Below are 25,106 nucleotides of genomic sequence, written 5' to 3' on the forward strand. Positions count from 1 at the left end.
CAACTTTATCCTACCATATGAAGTGAGGTTTTTTTAATACCACGCTTGAAGCTCTTTAGAACCCCCGGCGTAGCCAGGGGTTTTCGAACCCATAAAAAAAAGAACAGTACCATTTGGCACTGTTCTTTTTAGTAAAAAGAATCGATTATTTTCCAATGAACATTTGAGTCCAGTAATTACCGTCAGCCACGTGACCAATACCTAAATGAGTATAGTTTGCATTTAAGATATTTTTACGGTGTCCTTCACTGTTCATCCAAGCATTTACAACTTCTTCAGGTGAACGTTGACCCATTGCAATGTTTTCCCCAGCAGATTTATAAGAAATTCCAAATTGCTTCATCATATCAAATGGAGATCCGTATGTTGGGCTGTTATGATCAAAATATCCTTTTGCTTTCATATCAGCAGATTTTGTACGTGCTACCTTGCTTAATTCTACATCAAGTGATAGTGCAGACACGCCATTTTTAGCACGTTCTTGGTTCGTTAATTCTAACACTTTTTGCTCATATGCACTTACTGAAGATGATACAGGTGTCGTTTCTTTCGTCTGTTCAGTTTGAGCTGGCTTTTGTGTTTGTGTTTGAGCTGGTTGCTTCTCTACCGGCTTTTGTGTTTGCGTTTGAGCTGGTTGCTCTTCTACCGGCTTTTGTGTTTGCGTTTGAGCTGGCTGTTTTTCTGCTGGCTTTTGTGTTTGTACTTGAACTGGTTGCTTTTCTGCTGGCTTTTGTGTTTGTTCTTTAGCTGGTTGATTTACTACTGGTTTTTGAATTTGTTCTTTAGATAGTTGTTTTTCAACTTGTTTTAATAAGTCTGGTATTTGTATATTAGACTGATTGAAGTTCCATTTAATATTGTAATCTTTCATTACCTTTTGGATTAAGCTATTAATTTGTTCATTATTTAGATTCGTAGATTGAACAAGTTGAGCCTTCACTTGATTTGGTGTTGGGCAATTAGATGCGGCATCTGCCTTATTTACCACCGGATTTGAAACTAGTAATGCCGCTGCTGCCGCTACTGATAAAAATACTTTTTTATTCATTATGAAAATCCTCCCTGTTGTTCGAGTAATTTTTATGCTGTGTAACTTGCTCAATCATCATAACACATGCTTTTTAGTAATATTTCAGGAAGGAAATGACAAATGGTCGTATAAAGTAAAAGGAATTGGATATTACAGGAAATATAATAGACTTTAAAAGGACAAAACCCTTTGTTTTACTACTTTTCTTTAAAAATAGTAGAACAAAAAATAGATTAGGATGATTTTCCATTTTTGGTGCAGGAACTTTTGAAATACCAAAATAAAACTAGTAAATCATTATTGACAGGTTTTTTAGCTGCCCTTTTGTTTTACTTTTATTACGTGTATATTACGTATGTTTAGATTAGATTAGATTAGATTAGATAAAATGAAACACCTTCAGTAAAGGAAAATTTAGTCATTCATGCGAGAAAAATAGATCAAAAGAAAAGCAGCCAAATTGGCTGCTCATAACTAATGATCACCATGCTCTCCATCTGCTTCTTCCCCATCCATTTTCATTGGTGGTGATTCCTCTTCGGGTTCACTCGGTTGTCCGATAATAAATTCCTTTTTAGGCATCGCATGCATGTCCTTAGCAGTTACATGTGAATATATATAATAGGTTCCTTCTTCAGTAAAGCTTTTTTCTAACCGATAAATGCCATTTTCTGCATGTTCAACATCGACTTTCTCATGATTTTCATCATGTGCACGCCATATTTCAAAATTCACATCATCTGCATCTGAAACCTCTTTCCCGCCATATGTGACTTTCGCTTCAAAAATAACGGGTTCATTTACCTCTGCTTTCTCAGGATTAATCGTTAAATCCACTTCAATAATTTTAAGCTCTTCTTCCTTGCTTTCTGATGTACATGCAGCAGTAAATAGAACTGTCATTAGCAATAATAGAAATAAAATACTTTTTTTCATTGTTTTCTCTCCTTCTCTATTCTAAAACTGGTAAGTGAATTTGTATCGTCGTCCCTTTTCCAATCGTACTATTAATTATTAAGCTTCCTCCATGGAGAATAACTAATTGCTCTGCAATCGCAAGTCCTAAGCCAGTTCCTCCATCTTTTCTTGTCCTTGCCTTATTCACACGATAGAATCGTTGTTTAATTTTGTCCAAATGATCAGCAGGAATGCCAATCCCTGAATCGACAATCTCGATACAGCAGCCTTTCTCTATTGCAAATAATTTTAGATGGATACTTCCTTTCTCAGTATAACAAATCGCATTATCTAATATATTTTGGAGCACTTGCTCTAATCTGCCCTCATCCCCATTAATAATAATATCTGGATCAAGCTCATATCGGAACTGTAAGTTCTTTTCTTTAATTTTTGGCAAATACTTTTGGATCGCATCTTCAATTAATTGAGCAAGTGGAAGTGGATGCATTATGATTTGGTAATCATCAGAATCAAGCCGTGATAAATCTAACAGATCTCCAACTAATCTTTCCATTCTGCCTGCCTCACGGTATATTAACATCAGATGCTTTGAAGCATCCTCACTATTCGCAATTCCTGTAAGTAATGCATTGCTATAGCCCTTCACATAACTTACAGGCGTCCTAAGCTCATGTGATACATTTGCTAGAAACTCTTTCTTTCGCTCGTCTTCTTTTTGGATTGAAGTTGCCATATGGTTAAATGCAAGAGCGAGTTGTCCAACCTCATCCTTTGAGTGATTATTAATTCTCACAGAATAGTCACCTTTTGAAACCATTCCTGCAGCATGTTTCATTTCAAGCAATGGCTTTGTTAGTTTTCGGACGAGGAATGTTCCTAAGAAAATGGCCAAAACTAAAAATAAAATAGCTGCAATTAGCCATAAATAAGCAAAGTCTGTTGTCACTTCTGAAATTTTTGTTAATGGGATATAGAGATAAATAATCCCTTCTAATCGATTTTCATCTAAAAGTGGAATAACAACAGCCATAATTTTGCGATCAAAACGCTCTTCATATCCTAATTTCTGTACAGCTTTCCCTGCAAGCAAATCCTCTCTCTCTTCTCCACTTATCAAAGATTCATAATCAATATCAAACGGCAGACATGCGCTTAGTTCACGGGGATTATTTACAATAAAAATTTCAGTCTCCGATTTTGAACTATACCAATCAATCCGCTCCTTTAGATCATCTGACAATGGCCCACCTTCATACTCAAGCGCAAGCCTTCTACCTTCTTCAAGTAAAGCCGTTTCAACATTCTCAACATAAAGTTTTTCATAAAAAAAGTAAGACAAGAAATAGGAATACAAAATAGTGACAACAATTGCTGCAATGATTGTCAGCCACAGTTTCCTCGTCAGGCTACTAGTTAAGCGTTTCATTCTGAAGGCACCTCTAATTTGTAACCAATGCCCCATACAGTTTGGATATAGTCAGCAATTCCAAGCTTCATTCTTAATGTTTTAACATGGGTATCTACTGTACGTAAACTTCCGAAATAACCGATTCCCCATATATGCTCAAGCAGCTGCTCTCTACTTAAAGCCTGTGCATAATGCTCAGCAAGAAATAATAGAAGATCAAATTCCTTCATTGTTAAAGCAATTAGATCCCCATTTACTGCAACAGTTCTTGACATCCGGTCTATTAATATTTCCCCTATATGTATTTGAGTTTTTGCTTCCGTACTCTTTACATTTGACCTGCGAAGCACTGCTTCAATTCTAGCTGTCAGCTCACCAGGACTAAATGGTTTAACAATATAATCATCTCCTCCTAACTTTAAGCCTTTGACTTTATCCCACTCTTCACCTTTTGCCGATAAAAAGATAATCGGCGTATTATATTTTTCTCTGATTTTCTGACAAACCTGATAGCCATCTTCATCAGGCATCATAATATCAAGGATAATGAGATCCATCGCCTTGCGCTTTAATAGTTCATATCCTTCCTTCCCACTTGATGCAAGAAACACACGATACCCTGCATTTTCTAAATACATTTCCGCAAGATGACCCATATCCTCTTCATCATCAATTACTAAAATTGTTAATTGCCCCATATTTATCTCTCCCTTAATACAATTTGAAAGGGCCCATTTCCAACTGGAATTGTTTTCATTCTTTCTAAACTGTCTGGTTGAATGATATGAAGGTCATTGCTGTCATAACCTGCAATCAGCAGTTGATCCGTTCTTACGATCATCTCAAAAGGATTAGCCCCTACAATGACTGATTCTAGCACTTCCCCATTTTCATTTAATTTATATAACATACTAGTCCCATGGCTTAACACAAACACATGATCAGCATACCCAAGAAAATTAACAGGCATTAATGGGGCAGCAATATTCCTCTTAAATTCTCCTGATTGAGAATCATAAACATGAATATTCTTTTCTATTTCAGCACCTGCTCCATGACCCCCAATCCAAATTTCATTTCTATTTTCGATTAGCCATGCACCTGCAGCAGATGGATGGATTGGAAAGCCATTTAATTTTTCCTGTTTATTCAAGTCGATCACTGTTAATATCTCTTTATTAAAACTTAGAACGAATAGCTTTTGATTTGCTTCAGATTCCAAAATCGTTAATGGATTTCTTTCAGTCCTAACTTCCCATTGCTCTACTCCTTCAAAATCAAAAAATCGAATTTCACTTAAGTTTTGGTCTACTAGTGCAATGGTTGAACTCGTTTTAAGCAGCTTTCCATTCACAATTCCTTTCCCTGTTTCCCAGCTATCTATTAGACTTCCTGACTTTAAGGAATAAAGGTCAACTGTTTCCACTTGTTTGCCATAGAGCAACAGACTGTCACCATCAGGTAAGATAACTGCCCCAGTATAAGGCTTCTTCATCTCCCAATCGACCATTCTTGTTTTTTTTTCTAAATCAATGAATGTAATAGTCATATCTTTAATATTCACGGTTGCCGCTAATGAGACATGCTCATCGATTGGTGAATACCGATCTTTCGTACATGAAGAAAGAACAATGACAGCAATGATAACTAAGATAAATTGTCGTAATTTCTTCATCTAGCCGCAGCATCTCCCTCTAACACTTTATTTCAACGATTTTACACGAGATTTGTGAGAAAACTGTGAAATGTAATTGTGTATTTTGTTTATAATTGTACTTTATTCATTTCATCTAAATGAATTTGGATTAAATGATTTTTATCAGCGATAGATAATTGGGATTCCATAATTCTTTTCACTGCAAGATAAAACTTTTCATGCAGCGATTTCCTCACTCTTGGATGCGAATTTTCATCTTTAATCTCCCTAGCAATCGCTTCCTTGAGGATTTGTTCAGCCTCTTTCTCTCCAGCAAGCAGTCGATTATTCCACAGTGTACGATATTTATTTAATAAATGGCTGTAATTCACTTCAGCATTCATCGAATTCCCCACATTCTGTTTACAAATTTGATTCAACCCTATTTTTACATAAATTAAGTCATTTGTGCAAAAATAGTAGAAATACAGTTTGAAGGGAGAACAAAAGATGACCTCACCATATTGCTGTCCGAATTGTAAAACAAATAAGAGCCGGTTCAATATTATCAAACAAGTACCACAATCAGTAAAAATGGATCCACATTCTGGGATGATTCTAGAGGAATATACGAGTGAAAACTTAAGCCCTTTCCATATTGCCTATCAAGGACCTGATTATAAAATACAATGTGGCTCCTGCGGCTTAGTAGAGGATGAAAGGACATTTATAAAATTTGGTGAAAAGAATAAAATAGAAATGCGTTGATCATTCCCGTATATACTGGAAGGGCGATTCATCCTACAATAATAATTGATCTTTATGGTAATCTGTATAAGTTGATTATTCCTGGCCATGAATAAAGCTTGAGAAACGCTTCTCAAGCTTTTTTCAATCCAAATATAATTTGCTATCCTTTAGAAATTCAATGCTATCTATTTTCCATGCATCTATAGCTGAAAAACGAACAATAGACATCGTCCCTTTAAAATACTTCTTGCCGCTATTTTTTATTTGCATTTCAACTTCCACTGGCACCTCTAGACTTAATTCTCCCTCAAGATCTTCGACAGGCAACACTGACATACGTGTCAACCGAATATTTTCAATTCGTTGTAAATACTTGTTCCATTTTATGTCTTGTAAAGAAATTGCTGAAATAATCAAAGAATCCTGCTGCTTTAATCCTGCAATATACGCACTGATCATTTCATATGGATCTGCATTCGCTACATAGGCCTCCAGATTTCCAGCTGCCTTTAAAATCATTAACTTATGGGATAGATCCATAAAGTTTGTCCGATGAGTCGTACTCCCATAAAAATGAATACAAAAATGACCTGGAAAGTTATTTTTTAATGCGCCTGCCCCATGAGGCATTCCATGCATGGAAGCAGCAATCCAGCGATCTTCATGAATAACGATAATTGCACGCCTTTTCCAGCTCCATTTGCCATCATATATATCTTTCATTATCTTTGTATCAATATTCGTTAATGGCTGAACATCTGCATGGTTGCTGCCTGCACGCCTTTGCACTTGAAACTTATTGCCCGTTTCAACATCCATCACAGTAAACTTACTGTATTTCGGCAATAATTTATTTGCAGTTTCCCATTGAAGCATTTCAATCACAATTCCAACTCCAGCTCCATTTGCAAACACGATAGAGCTATGCATGAACATAAAAAAGGATACTATAATTACAATCGGGGACTTCATTTTCTCCACTCAATTTCCTATTTATTTTTCAATGGCTCATTTACATTCTCTTCAAAAGTTTCCCAAAGTGGCAAGGATTATATTCATAAAAAAAACATGTTCCGCACGGAACATGTTTTTTCTCATTCTTATTTTTCTAATGCCTGAAGCTGCTCTTCAATCTCGTTCCAATTCATATTTTCACCAATAAACACGATATTTTGCGGCATGTTCATATTTTCAGGTAAAAACAAGGGCATCCCATAGGAGTATTGAAAAAGCATCGGATAGGTTGTTGAATGAAACTTCACATAGCCTTTAATTCGATAAATCGTATCTGGCAAGCCTCTTAAAAATGCTTCAAATTCAGTTTGCTCAATCGCTTTTGTAAATTGATAAACAAATGTGCTTAATTTCAAGTCAAGCTCAGCATGAGAACGTGCCTGTCCTGCTTTCACGCTTGACGATAATTTTCTCACCTGTGACATTGGCACTTTTGCATATGTCGTTAATATTGAGAATGCATGCGAATTTACTGCTTGAACTTCCATCGTTACTTTTGACTGCTCACTTTCGGATAAATCATCCGTTTTATTCAACAATATTAAATCAGCATGACGAACCTGTTCTATTAATAATTGTTGTACTTGCGGGCTTAATAATTTCCGATCGAGCCATCGTTTTCCATCAACAACAGAGATAATCCCTTTCATCTCCATACGATCTACAAAAAGTGGAGACATCACGGCATCCAATACTTCTACAGGATGAGCTGCGCCTGTTGCTTCTATATAAATGACTTCAGGCTTACTTATTACTAATAACTCTTGGAGCTGGGATTCTAGCTTATCTTGAATCGTGCAGCAGATACAGCCATCAAGCAGTTCCTTAAGAGGAATGTCCTCATCCACTGCATTTGAATCAATCGATACCTTTCCAAGCTCATTCATCATAACTGCAACTTTTCGATTTTGCCTTTTTTCCTCTGTGAGTAGCTGCTTAAGCAATGTCGTCTTGCCACTTCCTAAGAACCCAGCTAATACATATATTTCAGTCTTATTCATTGATAATTCCTTTCAAAACCTCTACTGCTTTTTTAATTTGCGTATCATCTTTATCAAGCTTTTCCCGTAATTTCTCCATAAGAACAAGTGTTGATTCTCCAGTGAGAACACCGGTTACTTCAAGCTTTTCAGCTGATTGGAATGCCTCCACTGCCTGCTTTGACTTTTCATCGAAGAATCCATCTTCTCTTCCTGGATCATAGCCAAGTGCAACTAACATTTGCTGTACTGCTTTTACTTGATTGGAAGAAGAGGATAGCTTAATTTCTAGATCTGGATTGATGAATGGCAATGTCGCATATTCTGGTAAGGAAACTTCATAATCTGGGACAATTCCTTTTTGATGAATCCAATTTCCTTTAGGAGTTAACCATTTTTCAGTTGTAAATTTAATATTAGATCCATCCGAAAAATCCTGCGCTCGCTGTACAGTACCTTTTCCAAACGACTTCTCACCAATCAATGGAATATCTGCTGATTCGCTTACAGCACCTGCAAGAATTTCTGAAGCACTTGCACTGCCTTTATCGATGACAACAACTAAAGGAACTTCAGGATTCTTTGAACCAATCGCCTTTTTTTCTACTCGATTCCCGTTACGATCCTCAATTTGGAAAATAATTTCACCTTCAGGTACAAACATGCTAGATATTTCGACTGCACGTTCAAGTAACCCTCCAGGATTTTGGCGCAAATCAAGGATAAGACCCTTCATCCCTTGACCTTGTAATTCATTCAATACAGCGACAAGCTCATTTGTTGTATTGTCTGAAAAGGAAGTAATTTGAACCTTTGCAATTCCGTCCTCAAGCAATTCCCCATATACTGTTTCAATCGGAATCGTGTCACGAATAATTGGAACAACCATCGTTTCGTCCATTCCGTGTCGTTCAATGGTAAGCTTAACCTCTGTTCCTTTTTCACCTCTTATTAAAAGCACGGCCTCGGTAGAACTCATCCCTTGAATACTTTCCCCATCTACCTCTAATACCTTATCGTTCGGTCGTAAGCCTGCCTTTTCAGCTGGTGACCCTTTTAATGGGGAGACAATCATAATGAAGCCATCTTTCTCTTGAATTTCAGCACCGATTCCTTCAAATGACGAAGAAATACTTTGATGGAAGTTTGATGCTTCGTCAACAGTCATATAATCAGAATATGGGTCTTCAAGTGCATCAACCATCCCATTTATCGCTCCATTAATGAGCTTATCTTGATCGATCTCCTGGAAATAGGAACTCTTCAGTGAATCATAGGCAGCAAACAGCTTATTAAATTCACTTCTCCCGCTTCCACCATTATCGACAGTCTTTTCACCACCAAATAGAAATACAACCGCTGTTACACCAACAGAAAGAATAACAACGATGAGTAGCATAATGATTAATTGAAATTTTTTTAACCGGATAAGTCCCGATTGTTTTTCTGGTACCTCTTGATTTAAATCATCATTTTGCAATATCTTCACCACTTTCATTTTCCGAATAATTCCTTAAGGAGGATATTCAAAAAGTCCGGGAAAAATAGCTGCCTTAATTTCTGCGTCAGTTTGCTTATCCGCTCCTCACGTACAAAAAACGTACGCTCCGGTGCTCTAAGCTACACTTCCTTTATCTTCTCGGCTTTTTTTGTCCTCCTTTTTGAACACTCACTTAAGGAATAGAATACCATTTTCATGTTAAAAAGAACAAAAAAAAACGGATGTATATGTAAAAAAGAGATTCAGACAATTTCTGATCTCTTATATTTTCTTCACAGCTCCAAAATATTCTTCAAGGGTCCAATCATTTTTATACATTATTGTTGCTGTTTCAATACCAACATACCGGAAATGCCATGGTTCATATTGATACCCTGTAATCCCTTCTTTGCCTTTAGGATAACGTAGGATGAAGCCATATTTATGTGCATTATCAGCCATCCATTTCCCTTCTGATGTCTCTCCAAATTGTTCAGATAACTCAAATTTAGCACTTTGACTTGATAGATCCATTGTTAAGCCTGTCTGATGCTCACTGCTGCCAGGAACCGCAACAGAAAGGGCCGCAATTTCTTCACCAAATTTAGCTACCTCATTATTATATACGGTCATTTGTCTCGAATAAGAACGATAACCAGAGACAGCGAACAAATGCATGCCTTCAGTTTTAGCTGCTTCAAACATTGTCTCAAGTGCAGTTGCTGCATCTTTCCGCATATAGCTCTTTTCTACTTCTTCATCCCCAAATGAAAACAATACATTTGGACGGACCAAATCTTCTGGCTCATATACATTTGGAAGCATAAATTCTTTATTTACTAATACCATTATATTTGTTGGGTTTTGGATGACATTCTTCCCATCTACTACTTTTACTTCATTAAAGAAGGCAGAATCAAGAGTTGGTACCCCCTCCTCAGGCTGCTTTGTCTCCTCATTTATTTTTTCCACTGTCCCCTCATTTTTCTTCTGATCGTTTTCATTACTTACAGATGCAGACTCAGAGCTATTATCCTTTTGTAAGAAAGGGATACGATCTAATATAGAATCTAATTGACTGCATCCTGAAAGCAATACGGTTAATAATATAGATAATCCAATTGCCTTTTTCATTTATTTCACCTGTTTCTATCAATCTACTAAGCTATTTTTGCAAACATTGTTGCTATTTTACACATAATTTTGGTAAAGGTTGATTTCCGCTCCAATCAACCGACCTAGTTGGTAAACCATTCATTCTAACAATTGATTTAATAACAACAATCTTTTAGAAAAGAGCCATCTACTAAGAATATTATTTTAACATGGATTTTACACTTTTTCAGAGTTAAATACTAATTAAAAAGGAATAAACTGGTCCAAACTTGGTTGGACCAGTCTAAATATTTGAACGTTTTTATTTGTTTGTAGCCGCTTCTAAAGCTACTTCAATCATTTCATTAAATGTAGTTTGTCTTTCTTCAGATGTTGTTTCTTCACCTGTAAGAATGTGGTCACTAACTGTTAGTACAGATAAAGCATTTCTATTATATTTCGCAGCTAATGTATAAAGTGCTGATGTTTCCATTTCAATAGCCAAAATTTGATATTTCGCCCATTTCTCATGGTCAGCATTATCATTATAGAAAGTGTCAGCTGTGAAGACATTGCCTACTTTTAGATTAAGACCTTTTTTCACACCTGAATCATATGCTCTTTTTAATAAATCAAAGTTAGCAGTTGGTGCATAATCAATTCCTCCGAAAGTCAATCGATTCGTTTGAGAATCGGTCGATGCGGTCATAGCAAGTATTACATCACGGACTTTTACATCCTTTTGTATCGCCCCACAAGTTCCTACACGAATTAAATTCTGGACATTATAGCTATTCATTAATTCATGAATATAAATCGAGATCGACGGGACACCCATTCCTGTACCTTGTACAGAAACACGCTTTCCTTTATATGTACCAGTATATCCAAACATATTTCGCACTTCATTATAGCATGTCGCATTTTCTAAAAAAGTTTCAGCAATATATTTAGCTCTTAACGGATCTCCAGGTAAGAGAACTGTTTCCGCAATTTCGTTTTCTTTCGCTCCAATATGAATACTCATAATCAAACCTCCAATTTATTCTAAACCGTGTTTGGATCGATGCCCAATCACTATACAATCATAACTATTTCCTTATAAACGTTCAAGTATAAGCATGAATTCATTGCATACGGGTATGCTATCAATAGCTTTTCTAAAGGAGGGTAATATTATGCCAGAGGAAAAAATGAGTAAAAAATTAAGACAGGCAGTCCAGCATGCAAATGAAACAAATCCATCTGCAAGTTCAGACGGGAATCCCCCAAATACATCAAAAACAGTAAAAACAAAAAATAAAAAACAATAATATGTTGGAGGTTGAAAATGGGTAAAAAACATCGAAATCGAATCAATTCACCAAAGAAAAATAATCATATTCCAAAGGAAGCGATTATTGCCGAGCAAGAGGCACATGGGAAAGAATTCTCTGCTGCAGGTGGCCGTAAAGGAAACCCAGGTTCCAATACTGAATAAGGGGGCTTTTGCTCCCCCTTATCTAATTTTCAATCTATTGATCATATTCCAGCCACCAGGTTTTAACTGATAATAATATTGTCCTCTTCTTCCTTCATCAATGAATAAAATATCTCCTGTAGTAATAAATCGGCCAGAAAAGTCGTTAGGAATGAGATCATGAACGTTGAACATAGCAAAAACGGAATACAAGCACTCCTCATGGTCAACCCCTTCAATTGATAGTCGATACACTTGTCGGAAACCTTTACTCTGCCTAAATTCTGGTGTTTGAAAAATAGTTACATCATACACTTTTTTCTTAACCCTGCTCATCTCTTTCAGCAATTCAAAATCCCTCCTTTATTATTAAATAACAGGTTCAAATATCTTTGCTTAAGGCTCTTTTCTGAAAGATTGTTGCTTTTTAATTAAATGTTTGACGAACTAAGTCGGTTGATTGGAGCGGAAGGTGCGAGACTCCTGCATAGATGCGTAGGACAGCTGAGACCTAAGCAGGAGCGACTGCTCCGAGGAGGCTTAAGCAGACTACCCCACGGAAAGGGAGCACACGTACGCGGAAATCAACCTTTACCAACTTTATCTTAATAAGCAACAATGTTCGCGAAAACAGCCTTACTTAATGAAGATCCACTTTTTCATTCATAGTTAGTTATCGAACGAAAATCAACTTATCCTATTTCCTTTTTCGATTTTCATTATGTATTTCCCTTCATAGAAAAAGTACGTTTTTTGTCGATAATAAACAGTTTCTTTATGAAAACGCTTACATTTTGCAATCTTTCTCATATACTAATACAAATCAATTCTTTGGAGGGATGTAAATTGAGGGTTTTACGATCAGCCAAAAAGCCATTCTATGTTTATTTCCTTTTGATTAGCTGGTTCCTTGTATCAAGCTTCAACCAATATATTCAGACTCCACAGCCCTTTGAATCAATCGCCCATCGAGGTGCATCCTATTATGCACCTGAAAACACGTTTGCCGCATTCCAAAAAGCCGTAGAATTAGGATTTGATTATATTGAGCTTGATGTCCGAGTGACAAAAGATGAGCAGCTAGTTGTCATTCATGATGCAGATGTAGAGAGGACAACTACTGGAAAAGGCTATATTGGGGATTTAACAATCCGTGAGTTAAAAGAGTTGGATGCTGGTTCATGGTTTTCTCCTGAATTTCATGAAGAAAGAATCCCATTGCTTGAGGATATACTCATCCAATTTGGTCATCAGATTGGTATATTAATTGAAATGAAAGCACCAGAAGATCAGCCTGAAATGATTGAGCTATTAGCTAATGCTTTACAATTTCATACTACTAATGGACTTAATGCTCATTCTATAAAAGTACAATCGTTTAATTCACAAGCAGTAAAGTTATTTCATAGTTTAGTTCCAACAATTTCAACAGGAATTTTATTGAACACACCACTTGATCTTCTCCAATTAAGCTCTTACCAATCCTTTGCCTCTTTTCTCTCAATTCACCATCAATTACTTTCCAAATCCGTTATAGGCTACGCCCAAAAATACGGATTTGAAATCTTCACATGGACAATCAAAAAACCAAAAGAGTATCATGCAATAAAGCGGCTTGGTGTGCAAGGCATTATCACTGATGAAGATTTTCGATTAACAGAAGCTACATGGTTATTATTTGCTCGAAGCCAAAATAAATAAGCCCAAATTCGGCTTATTTATTTTGAATTTCTATTCGTTTATGAGTAGTTTTGAATAAGTGAATGCAGCTTTCCCTGCATAGATGGGATATCCCCCTGATTTAAGACAAAACGAATATTTGCTTCATCCATATTCAATGCTTCAGAGAACAAGCTACCTAACCCTCTAACCTTTCGATCTACTTGCATTAATACTTCTAAATCCCCATTAGAATTTGGAAAAAAAGTAATTTCTAATTCATCTAGACGTCCACGGAATGGCCCTGAAATTGGGACAAATTCAAATTCTTGAATAAAAGGCAATCTTCGGCGCAGTCGATGTGGTGCCTGCTCACATTCTGCCTCCCTTAGTCTAAAGCCTAAGCCGCTTAATGATTGAAATACTGAATCCATTAATTGATTCGGAACGACACGCAAATAATCTTTATCAGTAGGATCAACTGCTCCTTTAATATCTAATCCTGTTGAAATCCATACTTTCGTTTTTCCAATTGTAAGTGGTACATCTGCTGGAAGAAGGAAGGAGAAAGGAATGACCTTTTTCTCATTAGCCTTTAGAATTAATGATTCAGCCAGCTGGAAACGATCAATCAAACCATTAACAGTATATTTCTTATCATCTGTTTCTTTCACATAAGTAGTATGTAATGATAAATAAATATCCTCTATTCTTTGCTCTACATTTCCCCCTTGAATTTCAACAATGCCTCGAAGTTCTCCACCAGGTGAAACAATTTCACTTTCAAGTTTCGTGTCAACCTTTGCTGATCCAATTCCTACACTTGCCAGCATTTTATTAAATAGCGACATAGTAAATACCTCCATATTTCATTTTCACTTTACAAGTTCATTACGATTAACTCTTTTTAAAGGTTTCATTATCCATACCTTTTCATAAAAAATCCACTAAAAAATGACGAGATCTCCTCGCCATTTTACTCTATTATTCTTCTTCAGTTTCCTCATCAATAATACATTTCTTCAATAAGTACTCAAAAGTAATATCTGCAAGTTCATCTAATTCTTCCTCAGCAGGTACATACCCTCGCTTTGTTAGCTCATGAAAGAAAAATTCTGCAATTTCTTCTGTATCAATAAACACCTCAATTTCCCTCACAGCAACGCCCCCTTTGTAAAAAATGTATGATTTCCTTCTTCATTTCATGCAATTATCTCAGAAATTGGTCATCTTTAAATCCTTATCTATAATTCTAATCTTTTTAGCATTTTTTACATGTACAAGCATACATATGAAAATATAATAATTTTGTTGGAGGAAAGCAAATGACTAGTATACTCAGCTTAATTACAACAGTAAAAGAAGATTTAAATAAAGAGGATAGCAACATTCTTCATATATTTAACCGATTCTTAAATGGGGTATTTTCATTAACTATTTTATTTGGCTTTCCGATGATGATCTATTTAATTATCCGTTGGGGACAGTTTTTTTAAACCGTGCTTTTTCCATCATTATTAACAATTTGCTTGAGCTTTCTTAACACCCCATACATAAAATGCTTATATTCATCATCCTGAAACATTTCATATAATATACGGTAATCATTATATAAATCTAGCAATCCATCAATTACGACGCTTTTCTCTTGATTATTTGATAGTAATTCCCTCTCAGATTTTCGAAAAATGCTTCCTGTCAATTCTTTTCTTTCAGGAGGCTTTTCTTTTTTTACTAAATAGAGGAGACCAAGTTTTTTTATGAAGGCTTCTGCATTTTCTGCATCCGCAACAAGAGTTAATTCTTCCTCCCCCGCTTCTAGCCATTCTGCATCACTGATTCTTGACAGTTCATAAATGACATCTTCCCAAGCATCCTCTTTATAACGCCATATTTCTGTTCGAAATCCGACAACTTTAAATAAATCTGAACCATAGCCTTTTACTTGAACAAGATCACCAAAGAAGTAGTTATATTCTATATCAATATGTTCTTTCTCCAGTACTTCTCCTTTAAATTCAGACAGCATTTGAAGACTAGATTCTAGGAAAAGGCCATCACTCTTATTGACTTCATATACATACATTCCATCTAACCATTTAACATTCGTGATTTTCCCAACAGTCCCATACATTGTAATCACGACCGTATCGCCAATATTGTATTTTGGTTTTTTTCGATTGTCCATATCCTCCATCCTCTCAAGACTCCAGTCGTGAGTGAGTGCTTTATTACGATAGTATATGCAGGCAATGACTAAATCGCCAATGAAGGAAGGCAGATTGTTACGAACAATCTGCCCTTTTAGCCATCTCTTTTTTCTGTTGTGATGTACTGCTCCCACGCTTCATCAAATACGGTCATGCTCTCCAAGTAAGAGACGTTAAGCTCTAAATACGAGCTAATTTCATGATAATTGTATGAAGTCTTTGGAAAACCGTGATCTTCATATGCATTATTAGCAAACTGACTAATCGAATCTTTTGGACTTGGATGTCTATATTTCATCAAATGATGATAAAAAGTTTTTGCCATACGTATCTCCCACCTAAATATAAATTACCAACCTTCAACATTTGTATTCTTATTCTAATCAAAAAATAGAAGGTTCGTCTATATAAGATTAGTGGAAGCCCCAAATCAATCTCTTTTAATTTAAAGGACCACCTCTTCTCTGGTAAGAAAACATGTATATGGAACGTGGACCAATAAAGGGATATGCTAAACAAAAAAACAATCCGTTTTTTATTTTACGGATTGTTTTACACTTTTACTATTGCCAGCGATCAGTTTTTCCTAGCTCAGTAATTGCCCAAATAATATTAAACATTAAAATGGCGATTGTAATTGGAACTGCACCAAGCCAATTTTTCCCATACTTTTCCTTGATTACTCCAACAAAATAGCCACAGAAAAATAAAACAAACATGGCGACTGCGAGCATGATCATTAAGACGAGCTTCATTATCCCCTTTTCCTCCCGTTTCGGAAATGCAATTTCTTTCCCATATAAAATGAATAGATCCTCAAGACTCATTATAATGTTAGGAATTGCATAATTCGTAAAGGAAAGTTGTATAATCTGTGACATTTCCCCTTGCTTTGTTACAAATATACATTTACATATTTATTTAATAGCTATTTGTTTACGATGTAAAATCAAAATAATTTCTCTTTAACAGTCTAGGTTGCGCCATTAAGTTTTCAAAGCTAGTCTCAGGTCCAATTTCATTTGTATTGATAAGAAATAACTGATCTTCTATTTCTTTTACTAATAAATCTGTTTGGTACTTCATCTCACAATTTACACAAATAATCGTTGGTACTTCACTAATTTTTATTGCTCTCGTGCCGTCAGGAAGCTCCCAGTACACATCGTCTGCACCCTTTTTAATCTTTTCACTTTCACACCATGCGCATTTCTCTGTCATCGATAATAGCCTCCTACTCATTTGTAACAACTTGATCGTCTTTTCCACTCTCTTGTTGCTTTGATTGCTGTGCCATGAACTTTTTCTCCTTTAATTCATCCCGTTTTTCACGTTTATTTTTTAATGAAGCATGGGATGGATCATGTTCATATTTTTCACGTCGATCAAGTCGTTCTAATCCTTCAGGGACAAGATTGAACTTCTTATCATTCAGCAATGCTGCAATCCCAACATTTGATTTCTTATCGTCCATATTTGGATAAATCTCTTTGAAATATCCTTCAGCACGACCTGGCACATAGTTTTCTGGCTCTGGATAAGTCGTAATCACCCCTTCAAAATTACGAAGAACGATTTTATCTGCACTTTGGGAAATTAAATAATTGGGCTGTAGAGAAATTTTCCCTCCCCCACCTGGTGCATCAACAACAAATGTCGGGACAGCATATCCTGACGTATGGCCTCTCAAACCTTCAATAATTTCGAGCCCTTTTGAAACTGGTGCACGGAAATGTCCAATCCCCTCCGATAAATCACATTGATAAATATAATATGGACGTACACGTATTTTCACTAAATCATGCATCAATCTCTTCATAATTGGTACACTGTCATTAATACCCGCAAGAATTACAGACTGGTTTCCTACAGGAACACCTGCATTTGCTAGCATTTCACAAGCTTTCTTCGATTCCTCCGTAATTTCAATCGATGTATTGAAATGCGTGTTCAGCCAAATTGGATGGTATTTCTTTAAGATATTGCACAGATTTTCAGTAATCCTTTGTGGAAAGACAACAGGTGCTCTTGTGCCAATTCGAATAATTTCCACATGATCAATTTCTCTTAAGTTCTTTAAAATGTATTCAAGTATATTATCATTAATTAAAAGACCATCGCCTCCAGAAATAAGCACATCCCTCACTTGTGGCGTATTTCTTATATATTCAATTGCCCCATCTAGCTGTTTTTTCGGCACACCCATCCCAATTTGTCCTGAAAACCGCCTTCTCGTACAATAACGGCAATACATTGAGCACTGATTTGTTACAAGAAAAAGTACACGGTCTGGGTATCGATGGGTGAGTCCTGGTACAGGAGAATCTTCATCTTCATGAAGGGGATCTTCAAGATCATATTTTGTTTTATAAATTTCCTTTGAAATAGGAACTGATTGCATCCTAATTGGACAACGTGGATCATCAGGATTCATAAGCGATGCATAATAGGGAGTAATATTTAATGGAATCGTTTTCGTAGATATTCGTACACCTTCTTCTTCTTCAGGTGTCAGATTAATCACTTTCTTTAAGTCATCAACTGTTCTTACAGTATTTGTTAGTTGCCAGAGCCAATCATTCCACTGCTCTTCAGTTACATCTTTCCACAATTCAATCTCTTGCCAGTGACGGCTTGGTTTATATACAAATGATTTCATTTTTAATTCCTCCTACTCATTCTCTTTATTAAACACCTGCAATTTCCGTGCCAATATTGATTCATTTATTTTAGATTATGCCTCATCACTGTGATTTGACTGTTATAAATACATTCCCGACCCAATAATTATAATAAAATTCAGAAAAAAATAAGGAAAGAGTGCCCATTTACTGGCACTCTTTCCTTACTAACACGTCCATGCTATTTACTTTAACCTACTAATCATCTGCCAAAAAATTGTCATTTAAATGCCGAAAAATAAGCATGAGGCAAATTACAGCATTTATTACACCTCAGATGATAAGATATTTAGATTATAAATAGGATGAGCCTTTTCAAAGCTTGTATGAATACGCTCATCCTATTATTCTATTCAATCTGCAGCTTTTGAATCTTATATTGCAAAGTCTGTCTTGGAATTTCAAGAATTTGTGCTGCTTGCTTAATGTTTCCATCCGTTTGTTTTAATGCAGTAGTGATTAATTCTATTTCTACCTGCTGTAAGTTTTTTCTTAATGATAAGTTTGTATTTGATTTTTTCGTTGCTTTTGACTCGAGATGCTGCTTAAGCATAACGGGTAAATCATTTTCTGTAAGCACCTCCTGCTCACATACATTCATCATATATTCAATCGTGTGTTTCAACTCTCTTACATTCCCTGGCCATTTGTATGTTAAAAATAAATCTATTACTTCTTGGTCGACCCCTTTAATTGTCTTTTTAAATGATTTGTTAAAAACATGGATAAAATGATCTGTCAAAAAAGGAATATCTTCCTTTCTTTCTCTTAATGGCAGAAGCTTGAAGGTAAGTACATTCAAACGGTAAAAAAGATCATCTCGAATCAGCTTCTTTTCTAGCGCCTTTAATGGGTGAATATTCATTGCGGCAATAATTCGTACATCGACAATGCTTGTACTCGTACTGCCAACACGTCTTATTTGTCCATCCTCTAAGACACGCAATAGCTTCGCTTGTAGCTCAATCGGCATCGTATGCAACTCATCGAGAAAAAGCGTGCCTCCATCTGCAAGCTCGAACAAACCACGCCGGTCCACTGCTCCAGTATAGCTGCCCTTTGATGTCCCAAATAAGATGCTTTCTAACAATGATTCAGGGATTGCGGCACAGTTCTGAGCAATAAATGGACCATTTGCCCGAAAAGAAGCATGATGAATCCCTTGAACAAACAATTCTTTCCCACTGCCACTTTCGCCAAATATCATAATTGGTGAATCTGATTTTGCTAGTTTCTTTGCTTCTTTTTTGATTGTTTTAAACTCTGAATTGATCGTTAGTATGCTGTTAAGTGTATAATTTGTGCTGCTTGCTATTTTTTTATTTTTCTTTGAAATGGGCTTCATTTTACTCTGCAAATCTAGTAAACTTTCAGACAAACTTTTCAATCGTGAGTAATCCTTCGCAATTTCAACTGCTCCTGCAATTTTTCCATCTACCCTGATCGGCAATGTTGTATTAATCGTCTCTATTTGCTCTCCATGAACATTCACGAAAACTTGCGGCTGGTTATAAATGGGCTTACTCGTTTTCATTACTTTCAATAAAGTACTCGTCTCCTCCGAAAGAGAGGGGAAAACAGTTAATAATGATCTGCCAAGCACTTCCTTAACGGTCATCCCATCATGTTTCGCAGCTATTTCATTGTAATAAATCGTTACTCCATGAACATCGACGACATGAATTGCTTCATCGATTCCATGTAAGATCGCTGTCAAAATCTCTTTTGAATTCACTTGGATTTCAGTAATTCTCATCCCCCCCAATAAATTATTTTGTTACTGAAAGATCTTTTGTCCAAACATTCATATCCTCTAGCTTATTGTATATATAACAATTATTGACCAGTCTTCCTCGATACGAATAATTTAGCTGGTGAAGAGCCGCATTCATTCCAAATGATAGTGATCTAGCAATTGAATATGCACAATAGATCCCTTTCGCCTTAAGCTCTTCTTCAAGCTTTTCTAATAAAATTTTCATTAAGCCATGCTTTCTATGCTCTGGCAATGTAGCACAATCTGTTAATTCAGCATTTTTATAAAAGGAATTTACTTCTGCGGAGGCTGCACTAACAATTTCTCCGTTCATTTCGAAGCCATAATAGATCGTTCCATCATCGAGCGTCTTTCTGATATATTGCGGGTCATTTAGTGGAGTTGGGTAGATTTGAAACACTTTTCCATAGAGAACTGCTAGTGCTTCTGCATCCTCATGTGTACACATCTTTAATTGATAATCAGACGGAGGCAGGACTTCAAATCGATTACGATCCAATTGAAGAACATTTGTAACGATTTGATCCTCCGTTAACCATTCAGTACTCGTATGCCTTTCATTCGTATAGTATTTAGTAAAAAAATAAAGGGTTGAACCAAGAAAGTATTGATCAATTACGGCCTCCATTTGAAATCCAGACTCAATTAATCGTAAGTAATGCTCTTTCCTCCCTTTAATAATGAGTTTTTCAGCCTTATGTTCTCCTATCATTTCTTCTGCTTTTTTTATAACTAAAGAAATATCTCCTTGCAGATCATCAATCCGTATCCGCTTATTAAAAGAATCGATGTATATATCCGCAGTAAATTTATTATTCTTTATTAGTACCTGATCTGCAATTGTATTCAATCTTTCATCCTCCTCATAAAAGTTGCCCTGCTGCTATTGACTAGCATTTATTGAATAATATCTAATGGCTTTCACCGCCAATCGTATCTGTCCCCCTTACGTTGAGAAAAATTGCAAAAAATCAAAAGTTTGACTATGAATCTATTTTACACCATTCAAGCAATGATAACGCAATGATTTCAGCTGCAATAAACACTGCGTCAACAGAAATGTACTCATTTACATCATGTGCTGCCTCAGTTGTGCCGGGACCAAAGATGACAACAGGGGTATTACCGACAGTTGAAAGAATACCTCCATCTGTCCCCCACGGGGATGCCTCAATAATTGGTTTTTCTTTTTTGACCTTTTCAAAACTCGTTTTTAAAGTTGTCATTAACGGGTGATCTACTTCTAGATTTCCTGGCAGCCATCTGCCCCCAAACCACTCAATTTTCGGCTGATTATTCCTAAGCCATTCATCTGATTTTGCTAATTGTGATAGACAATCTTCAAGTTCTTGTTCAACCTTCGCCATTGTTTCACTTGGTGCAACCCCGATTCTACCCTCAATTACGGCAATATCTGGAACAGAAGACGGCCATTGCCCACTTTGAATTTTCCCTATATTTATCGGAACAGGAATTGGGATATTTTGATAAAGTGAATCATTTATTTTTGCATTACGCATTTTTTCTAACTCATTCAATGCCTTAATTATCAACATTGCTTTTTCAATGGCATTCACACCTTCATATCTCGTCCCTCCATGTGCCGAGCGACCTTTCACCGTAATTCTAAACCACATGGAGCCTTGCTGCTTAGGAAATAGTTTCATATTTGTTGGCTCAGGAATAATGGCACCATCTGCCCGATAGCCCCTTAACACAGTTGCTAGTGTCCCTGCACCACCACTTTCCTCTTCAATGACACTTTGAAAAATCACATCCCCCTTTAATTGTATATTCAAACTAATAATTGCCTCCATTGCAAGTAAAAGGGAGGCAGTCCCCCCCTTCATATCCGTAGAACCACGGCCATATATCTTCCCATCCTCAAGTAGACCGCTAAAGGGATCCTGATGCCAATCCTTGCGATTCCCCTCTGGGACTACATCAATATGCCCATTTAATATCATCGATTGGCCGCCGCCTGTACCCTTTAAAACACCAATTACATTTGGATTTCCTGTGAAATCCTTGCGGTCAGAACGATAAACAGGATGCTCCAACAGCTTATTCTCTCCTATTTCCCAGATGTCTAATGTAAGTCCAAGCTTTCGGCACTTTTCAATGATGATCGCTTGAGCACTGCTTTCATTTCCTCTTGTGCTCCCTTCTTGAACAAGCCGCTGAAGGAAGCGAATGCCTTTTTCACGATTTTCTTGCAACCAATTTTTTATTTTGATTTCTTCTTGCATATGACCTACGCCCCTTTTTTGATTGAATTTACTCGTGAACTTCACAATTTGTATTAGCCCGTATATCTTCAATTGAATAAGGGGAAAATCGTTCCTTCAACCATAGACCAGTACTTTTCACCTCAAAGACTCCCATTTCCGTTATAATTAAGTCTACACATTGCCCAGATGTTAGCGGCAAGGAACATTCTTTAACGATTTTTGCTCTTCCATTTTTGTCTACATGATTCATTAATACAATTACCTTTTTCGCTTTTTGTGCAAGTTCCATTGCTCCACCCATTCCTGGGACCTTTTTTCCAGGAACAATCCAATTCGCTAAGTCTCCTCGTTCACTAACCTCTAATGATCCGAGAATGGTCAAATCCACTCTCCCTCTTCTAATCATTCCGAACGAAATTGCACTATCGCAATACGATGCACCTTTCACGACCGTAACAGGGAACCCCCCTGCATTACATAGATTTTCATCTTCCTCTCCATATTCTGGACTTGGTCCCATCCCAGTTATTCCATTTTCCGCATGAAACATAACTCGGATGTGATCTGGCAAATGATTGGGAACGAGAGAAGGAATCCCAATTCCAAGATTAACAACCATTCCATTTCTTATTTCTTCCGCTGCCCTTTTGGCAATCTGGTTACGAATATCTATTCCCAAGCCCATTTCCAATTCACTCCTTTAGATGGAACGATGAAATCAACGAAAACACCTGGCGTAATAATCTCATCAGCCTCTAGTTCACCAAGTGGAACAATTTCTTCTACCTCTGCAATTGTCATGTTTCCCGCCATAGCTACGAGTGGATTTGTGTTTCTTGCACTTTTATCGTAAATTAAGTTTCCATATGGATCCGCTTTTTTTGCATAGATGATCGAAATATCACCCGTTAATGCTGTTTCAATTAAGTATTCCTTCTTATTTACCTTCACCCGCTGCTTGTTTTCTGTAACAATTTCATTATCCATACCAATGTCTGATAGAATTCCAGCGAGCCCAACACCACCTGCACGAATTCTTTCTGCCAAAATTCCTTGTGGTGAAAACTCCACTTCAAGCTGGCCATCTGTCATTAATTGTCCTGCAATTGGATTTGAGCCAATATGTGAAGCAATTACTTTCTTCGCTCTTCCTTTACTGACGACTTTCCCTATCCCTATATGCGGAAATCCAGTATCATTTCCGATTAAAGTTAATTCCTTGATTCCTTTTTCGATTATTCCATCAATGATTGTCGGTGGTGAGCCGATCCCCCCAAATCCACCAAATAAAATTGTCATTCCATCATGGAAATAGTCCATTGCCTGTTCAAGTGAAACAATTTTATTAAAGGTATTTTCCATTAACCCTCTCCAACCTCCATCTTTGATACATAATCTGTTAGCATTTTTAACGCTTGATGAAAGCGCTTTACTAATTCATCTATTTCTACTGTCTTTATCGTTAAAGGAGGTGCGATTAATATAGCATCACCATTCACACCGTCAATCCCCGCCCCAGCAGGATAGATGATAATCCCACATCTTTCTGCATATTGAATTAGCTTCTGTGTCAGTAAAAATGCACGTGGAAAGGGGGTTTTATCTTTTTGATTTTGCACAAATTCTAAACCGATCATTAATCCTTTGCCACGAATATCGCCAATAATCGGATATTGCTCTTGCAATCTTTCTAATTCTTTGATCAAGTACGCACCCTTACCTGCTACTTCTTTCATAATTTTCTTTTTATCTAAATACTCAAGCACAGCAAGAGAAACAGCACAGCTTTGTGGGTTTGCACTTAATGTATGCCCGCTCATGACAATTTTCGATCCCGTTAAGATTGGTTCCATAATTCGATCACTCACAAGTGCAGCTGCAATTGGTGCATACCCTGCCCCCATTCCTTTACCAAGGGCAACAATATCTGGCTCTATATCCCAATGCTCACATGCAAGCATCGGTCCAGTCCGACCGAATCCTGTCATTACTTCATCTGCAATAAAGAGGATATTATTTCTTTCACAAATTTCCTTAATTACTCGGTAGTAATCCTTTGGAGGTGTAATTGCTCCACCAGACGCACCAATAATTGGTTCAGCAATAAATGCTGCTATTTGTTCTGCGCCAATGCGTTTAATGACCGTATCTAATTCTTGAGCACAAACATATCCACATTCTGGTGCTTTTCGATTGTATGGACAGCGGTAGCAATAAGGTGGATGGATGACAGGAAAATCTTCGAGAAGTGGAATAAATCTAGCTCTTCTCCCCGTATGCCCAGACATCGAAAGGGCTCCTAATGTGATGCCATGATAGCTCATCCAGCGTGAGAGTACTTTATTTTTTGTGAAAATTCCTTTTTCTTGCCAGTATTGAATGGCAATTTTCATTGCTGTTTCCGTTGCTTCTGACCCGCTGTTCACAAAAAAACTCCAATTCAAATCGCCAATCGCCAATTCAGCAATCTTTTTGGCTAAATTTTCTGCAGCCTCACTTGTAAATTGGGAACGGTACACAAAGGAAACACGCTTTGCTTGTTCATTCATCGCATCAATTATTTCTTTTACCCCATGACCTATATTCGCGGTAATCGCACCTGATGAAGCGTCCAAATATTCCTTTCCTGATTTATCATATAAATAAACTCCTTTTCCATAGTCAATAACGGGATAAATCGTCTCCAGCATCGGCTTAATTAAATTTGTATTTGTATCTGTCATAAACTCCCTCCTCCCTGTATAGAAGCAAGTCCATCAATGTTGGTCATCTATT

General features: G+C 36.7%; 30 protein-coding genes. 5 read left to right on the forward strand and 25 right to left on the reverse strand.

Annotated features, from left to right (window positions below; all coding sequences use genetic code 11):
* Window positions 1–145 precede the first annotated feature (145 nt).
* From J2Z40_RS08700 to J2Z40_RS08725, 6 genes are all read right to left on the reverse strand, one after another.
* Window positions 146–1,048, reverse strand: a complete 903-nt coding sequence (locus J2Z40_RS08700) for a CAP domain-containing protein (RefSeq protein ID WP_066395093.1) — start codon at window positions 1,046–1,048, stop codon at window positions 146–148.
* 456 nt (window positions 1,049–1,504) lie between these two features.
* A complete protein-coding gene (locus tag J2Z40_RS08705) occupies window positions 1,505–1,966 on the reverse strand; it encodes a FixH family protein (protein ID WP_066395094.1) in 462 nt (153 codons plus the stop codon).
* A 16-nt stretch (window positions 1,967–1,982) separates the two neighbouring features.
* Window positions 1,983–3,377 carry a sensor histidine kinase gene (locus J2Z40_RS08710; protein ID WP_066395097.1) on the reverse strand — a complete coding sequence of 465 codons (1,395 nt, stop codon included), beginning with the start codon at window positions 3,375–3,377 and terminating at the stop codon, window positions 1,983–1,985.
* On the reverse strand, window positions 3,374–4,057 hold the full coding sequence (locus J2Z40_RS08715) for a response regulator transcription factor (RefSeq protein ID WP_066395099.1): 684 nt from the start codon (window positions 4,055–4,057) through the stop codon (window positions 3,374–3,376). The genes J2Z40_RS08710 and J2Z40_RS08715 overlap by 4 nt, the downstream gene beginning before the upstream one ends.
* A gap of 2 nt (window positions 4,058–4,059) precedes the next feature.
* Window positions 4,060–5,034: a YncE family protein gene (locus tag J2Z40_RS08720; RefSeq protein ID WP_066395101.1), complete on the reverse strand. Its 975-nt coding sequence runs from the start codon at window positions 5,032–5,034 to the stop codon at window positions 4,060–4,062.
* A gap of 89 nt (window positions 5,035–5,123) precedes the next feature.
* On the reverse strand, window positions 5,124–5,399 hold the full coding sequence (locus J2Z40_RS08725; protein WP_066395103.1) for a hypothetical protein: 276 nt from the start codon (window positions 5,397–5,399) through the stop codon (window positions 5,124–5,126).
* Window positions 5,400–5,505: 106 nt separating this feature from the next.
* Here J2Z40_RS08725 and J2Z40_RS08730 point away from each other — a divergent pair, with 106 nt between their 5' ends.
* Complete coding sequence (locus tag J2Z40_RS08730; RefSeq protein ID WP_066395104.1) at window positions 5,506–5,763, forward strand: DNA alkylation repair protein; 258 nt, start codon at window positions 5,506–5,508, stop codon at window positions 5,761–5,763.
* 123 nt (window positions 5,764–5,886) lie between these two features.
* Here J2Z40_RS08730 and J2Z40_RS08735 read toward each other — a convergent pair whose 3' ends face one another.
* From J2Z40_RS08735 to deoD, 5 genes are all read right to left on the reverse strand, one after another.
* Window positions 5,887–6,717, reverse strand: a complete 831-nt coding sequence (locus J2Z40_RS08735; RefSeq protein ID WP_066399352.1) for a hypothetical protein — start codon at window positions 6,715–6,717, stop codon at window positions 5,887–5,889.
* A gap of 128 nt (window positions 6,718–6,845) precedes the next feature.
* Complete coding sequence (locus J2Z40_RS08740) at window positions 6,846–7,760, reverse strand: CobW family GTP-binding protein (protein WP_066395105.1); 915 nt, start codon at window positions 7,758–7,760, stop codon at window positions 6,846–6,848.
* On the reverse strand, window positions 7,753–9,237 hold the full coding sequence (locus J2Z40_RS08745) for a lmo1851 family serine protease (protein WP_066395108.1): 1,485 nt from the start codon (window positions 9,235–9,237) through the stop codon (window positions 7,753–7,755). The genes J2Z40_RS08740 and J2Z40_RS08745 overlap by 8 nt, the downstream gene beginning before the upstream one ends.
* 264 nt (window positions 9,238–9,501) lie before the next feature.
* Window positions 9,502–10,353: a M15 family metallopeptidase gene (locus J2Z40_RS08750; RefSeq protein ID WP_066395111.1), complete on the reverse strand. Its 852-nt coding sequence runs from the start codon at window positions 10,351–10,353 to the stop codon at window positions 9,502–9,504.
* Between the two features lie 283 nt (window positions 10,354–10,636).
* On the reverse strand, window positions 10,637–11,341 hold the full coding sequence (gene deoD / locus J2Z40_RS08755; protein ID WP_066395113.1) for a purine-nucleoside phosphorylase: 705 nt from the start codon (window positions 11,339–11,341) through the stop codon (window positions 10,637–10,639).
* A 151-nt stretch (window positions 11,342–11,492) separates the two neighbouring features.
* Here deoD and J2Z40_RS19995 point away from each other — a divergent pair, with 151 nt between their 5' ends.
* Both J2Z40_RS19995 and J2Z40_RS08760 read left to right on the forward strand, forming a co-directional pair.
* On the forward strand, window positions 11,493–11,627 hold the full coding sequence (locus J2Z40_RS19995; RefSeq protein WP_281064459.1) for a hypothetical protein: 135 nt from the start codon (window positions 11,493–11,495) through the stop codon (window positions 11,625–11,627).
* Window positions 11,628–11,644: 17 nt separating this feature from the next.
* Complete coding sequence (locus tag J2Z40_RS08760; protein WP_162840486.1) at window positions 11,645–11,794, forward strand: hypothetical protein; 150 nt, start codon at window positions 11,645–11,647, stop codon at window positions 11,792–11,794.
* An 18-nt stretch (window positions 11,795–11,812) separates the two neighbouring features.
* Here J2Z40_RS08760 and J2Z40_RS08765 read toward each other — a convergent pair whose 3' ends face one another.
* A complete protein-coding gene (locus J2Z40_RS08765; protein ID WP_066395115.1) occupies window positions 11,813–12,121 on the reverse strand; it encodes a hypothetical protein in 309 nt (102 codons plus the stop codon).
* A gap of 498 nt (window positions 12,122–12,619) precedes the next feature.
* Between J2Z40_RS08765 and J2Z40_RS08770 the strand changes: the two genes are divergently transcribed.
* Window positions 12,620–13,474: a glycerophosphodiester phosphodiesterase gene (locus J2Z40_RS08770; RefSeq protein WP_162840487.1), complete on the forward strand. Its 855-nt coding sequence runs from the start codon at window positions 12,620–12,622 to the stop codon at window positions 13,472–13,474.
* Window positions 13,475–13,512: 38 nt separating this feature from the next.
* Here J2Z40_RS08770 and J2Z40_RS08775 read toward each other — a convergent pair whose 3' ends face one another.
* Window positions 13,513–14,283, reverse strand: a complete 771-nt coding sequence (locus J2Z40_RS08775) for a sporulation protein (RefSeq protein WP_066395117.1) — start codon at window positions 14,281–14,283, stop codon at window positions 13,513–13,515.
* A gap of 133 nt (window positions 14,284–14,416) precedes the next feature.
* Window positions 14,417–14,590 (reverse strand): YozD family protein, encoded by a 174-nt coding sequence (locus J2Z40_RS08780; RefSeq protein ID WP_066395119.1) that lies wholly within the window; start codon window positions 14,588–14,590, stop codon window positions 14,417–14,419.
* Between the two features lie 167 nt (window positions 14,591–14,757).
* Between J2Z40_RS08780 and J2Z40_RS08785 the strand changes: the two genes are divergently transcribed.
* Window positions 14,758–14,928 (forward strand): hypothetical protein, encoded by a 171-nt coding sequence (locus J2Z40_RS08785; RefSeq protein ID WP_157087828.1) that lies wholly within the window; start codon window positions 14,758–14,760, stop codon window positions 14,926–14,928.
* Here the strand turns inward: J2Z40_RS08785 and J2Z40_RS08790 are convergent.
* The 11 genes from J2Z40_RS08790 to J2Z40_RS08840 all read right to left on the reverse strand — a co-directional run bounded on the left by J2Z40_RS08790 (window position 14,925) and on the right by J2Z40_RS08840 (window position 25,054).
* Window positions 14,925–15,620: a hypothetical protein gene (locus tag J2Z40_RS08790; RefSeq protein WP_066399356.1), complete on the reverse strand. Its 696-nt coding sequence runs from the start codon at window positions 15,618–15,620 to the stop codon at window positions 14,925–14,927. The genes J2Z40_RS08785 and J2Z40_RS08790 overlap by 4 nt on opposite strands.
* Before the next feature lie 116 nt (window positions 15,621–15,736).
* Window positions 15,737–15,967: a YozE family protein gene (locus J2Z40_RS08795; protein ID WP_066395122.1), complete on the reverse strand. Its 231-nt coding sequence runs from the start codon at window positions 15,965–15,967 to the stop codon at window positions 15,737–15,739.
* Between the two features lie 238 nt (window positions 15,968–16,205).
* A complete protein-coding gene (locus J2Z40_RS19775; RefSeq protein ID WP_245350038.1) occupies window positions 16,206–16,523 on the reverse strand; it encodes a hypothetical protein in 318 nt (105 codons plus the stop codon).
* Between the two features lie 55 nt (window positions 16,524–16,578).
* Window positions 16,579–16,863, reverse strand: coding sequence for a YokU family protein (locus J2Z40_RS08805; protein ID WP_066395124.1), 285 nt, complete (start codon window positions 16,861–16,863; stop codon window positions 16,579–16,581).
* Between the two features lie 13 nt (window positions 16,864–16,876).
* Entirely contained in the window at window positions 16,877–18,301 is a 1,425-nt protein-coding gene (gene kamA / locus J2Z40_RS08810; RefSeq protein WP_066395128.1) for a lysine 2,3-aminomutase, read from the reverse strand.
* 371 nt (window positions 18,302–18,672) lie between these two features.
* Complete coding sequence (locus J2Z40_RS08815) at window positions 18,673–20,079, reverse strand: sigma-54 interaction domain-containing protein (protein ID WP_245350039.1); 1,407 nt, start codon at window positions 20,077–20,079, stop codon at window positions 18,673–18,675.
* 13 nt (window positions 20,080–20,092) lie between these two features.
* On the reverse strand, window positions 20,093–20,950 hold the full coding sequence (ablB, locus tag J2Z40_RS08820) for a putative beta-lysine N-acetyltransferase (RefSeq protein ID WP_066395130.1): 858 nt from the start codon (window positions 20,948–20,950) through the stop codon (window positions 20,093–20,095).
* A gap of 133 nt (window positions 20,951–21,083) precedes the next feature.
* Window positions 21,084–22,349: a peptidase gene (locus tag J2Z40_RS08825; protein WP_066395139.1), complete on the reverse strand. Its 1,266-nt coding sequence runs from the start codon at window positions 22,347–22,349 to the stop codon at window positions 21,084–21,086.
* Between the two features lie 28 nt (window positions 22,350–22,377).
* Entirely contained in the window at window positions 22,378–23,016 is a 639-nt protein-coding gene (locus tag J2Z40_RS08830) for a 3-oxoacid CoA-transferase subunit B (protein ID WP_066395141.1), read from the reverse strand.
* Window positions 23,001–23,693, reverse strand: a complete 693-nt coding sequence (locus J2Z40_RS08835; RefSeq protein WP_066395143.1) for a 3-oxoacid CoA-transferase subunit A — start codon at window positions 23,691–23,693, stop codon at window positions 23,001–23,003. Before J2Z40_RS08835 ends, J2Z40_RS08830 begins: the two co-directional genes overlap by 16 nt.
* Window positions 23,693–25,054, reverse strand: a complete 1,362-nt coding sequence (locus J2Z40_RS08840; RefSeq protein ID WP_066395146.1) for an aspartate aminotransferase family protein — start codon at window positions 25,052–25,054, stop codon at window positions 23,693–23,695. Before J2Z40_RS08840 ends, J2Z40_RS08835 begins: the two co-directional genes overlap by 1 nt.
* Window positions 25,055–25,106 lie beyond the last annotated feature (52 nt).

This window comes from Cytobacillus eiseniae, from assembly GCF_017874625.1.
Taxonomy (GTDB): domain Bacteria; phylum Bacillota; class Bacilli; order Bacillales; family Cytobacillaceae; genus Cytobacillus; species Cytobacillus eiseniae.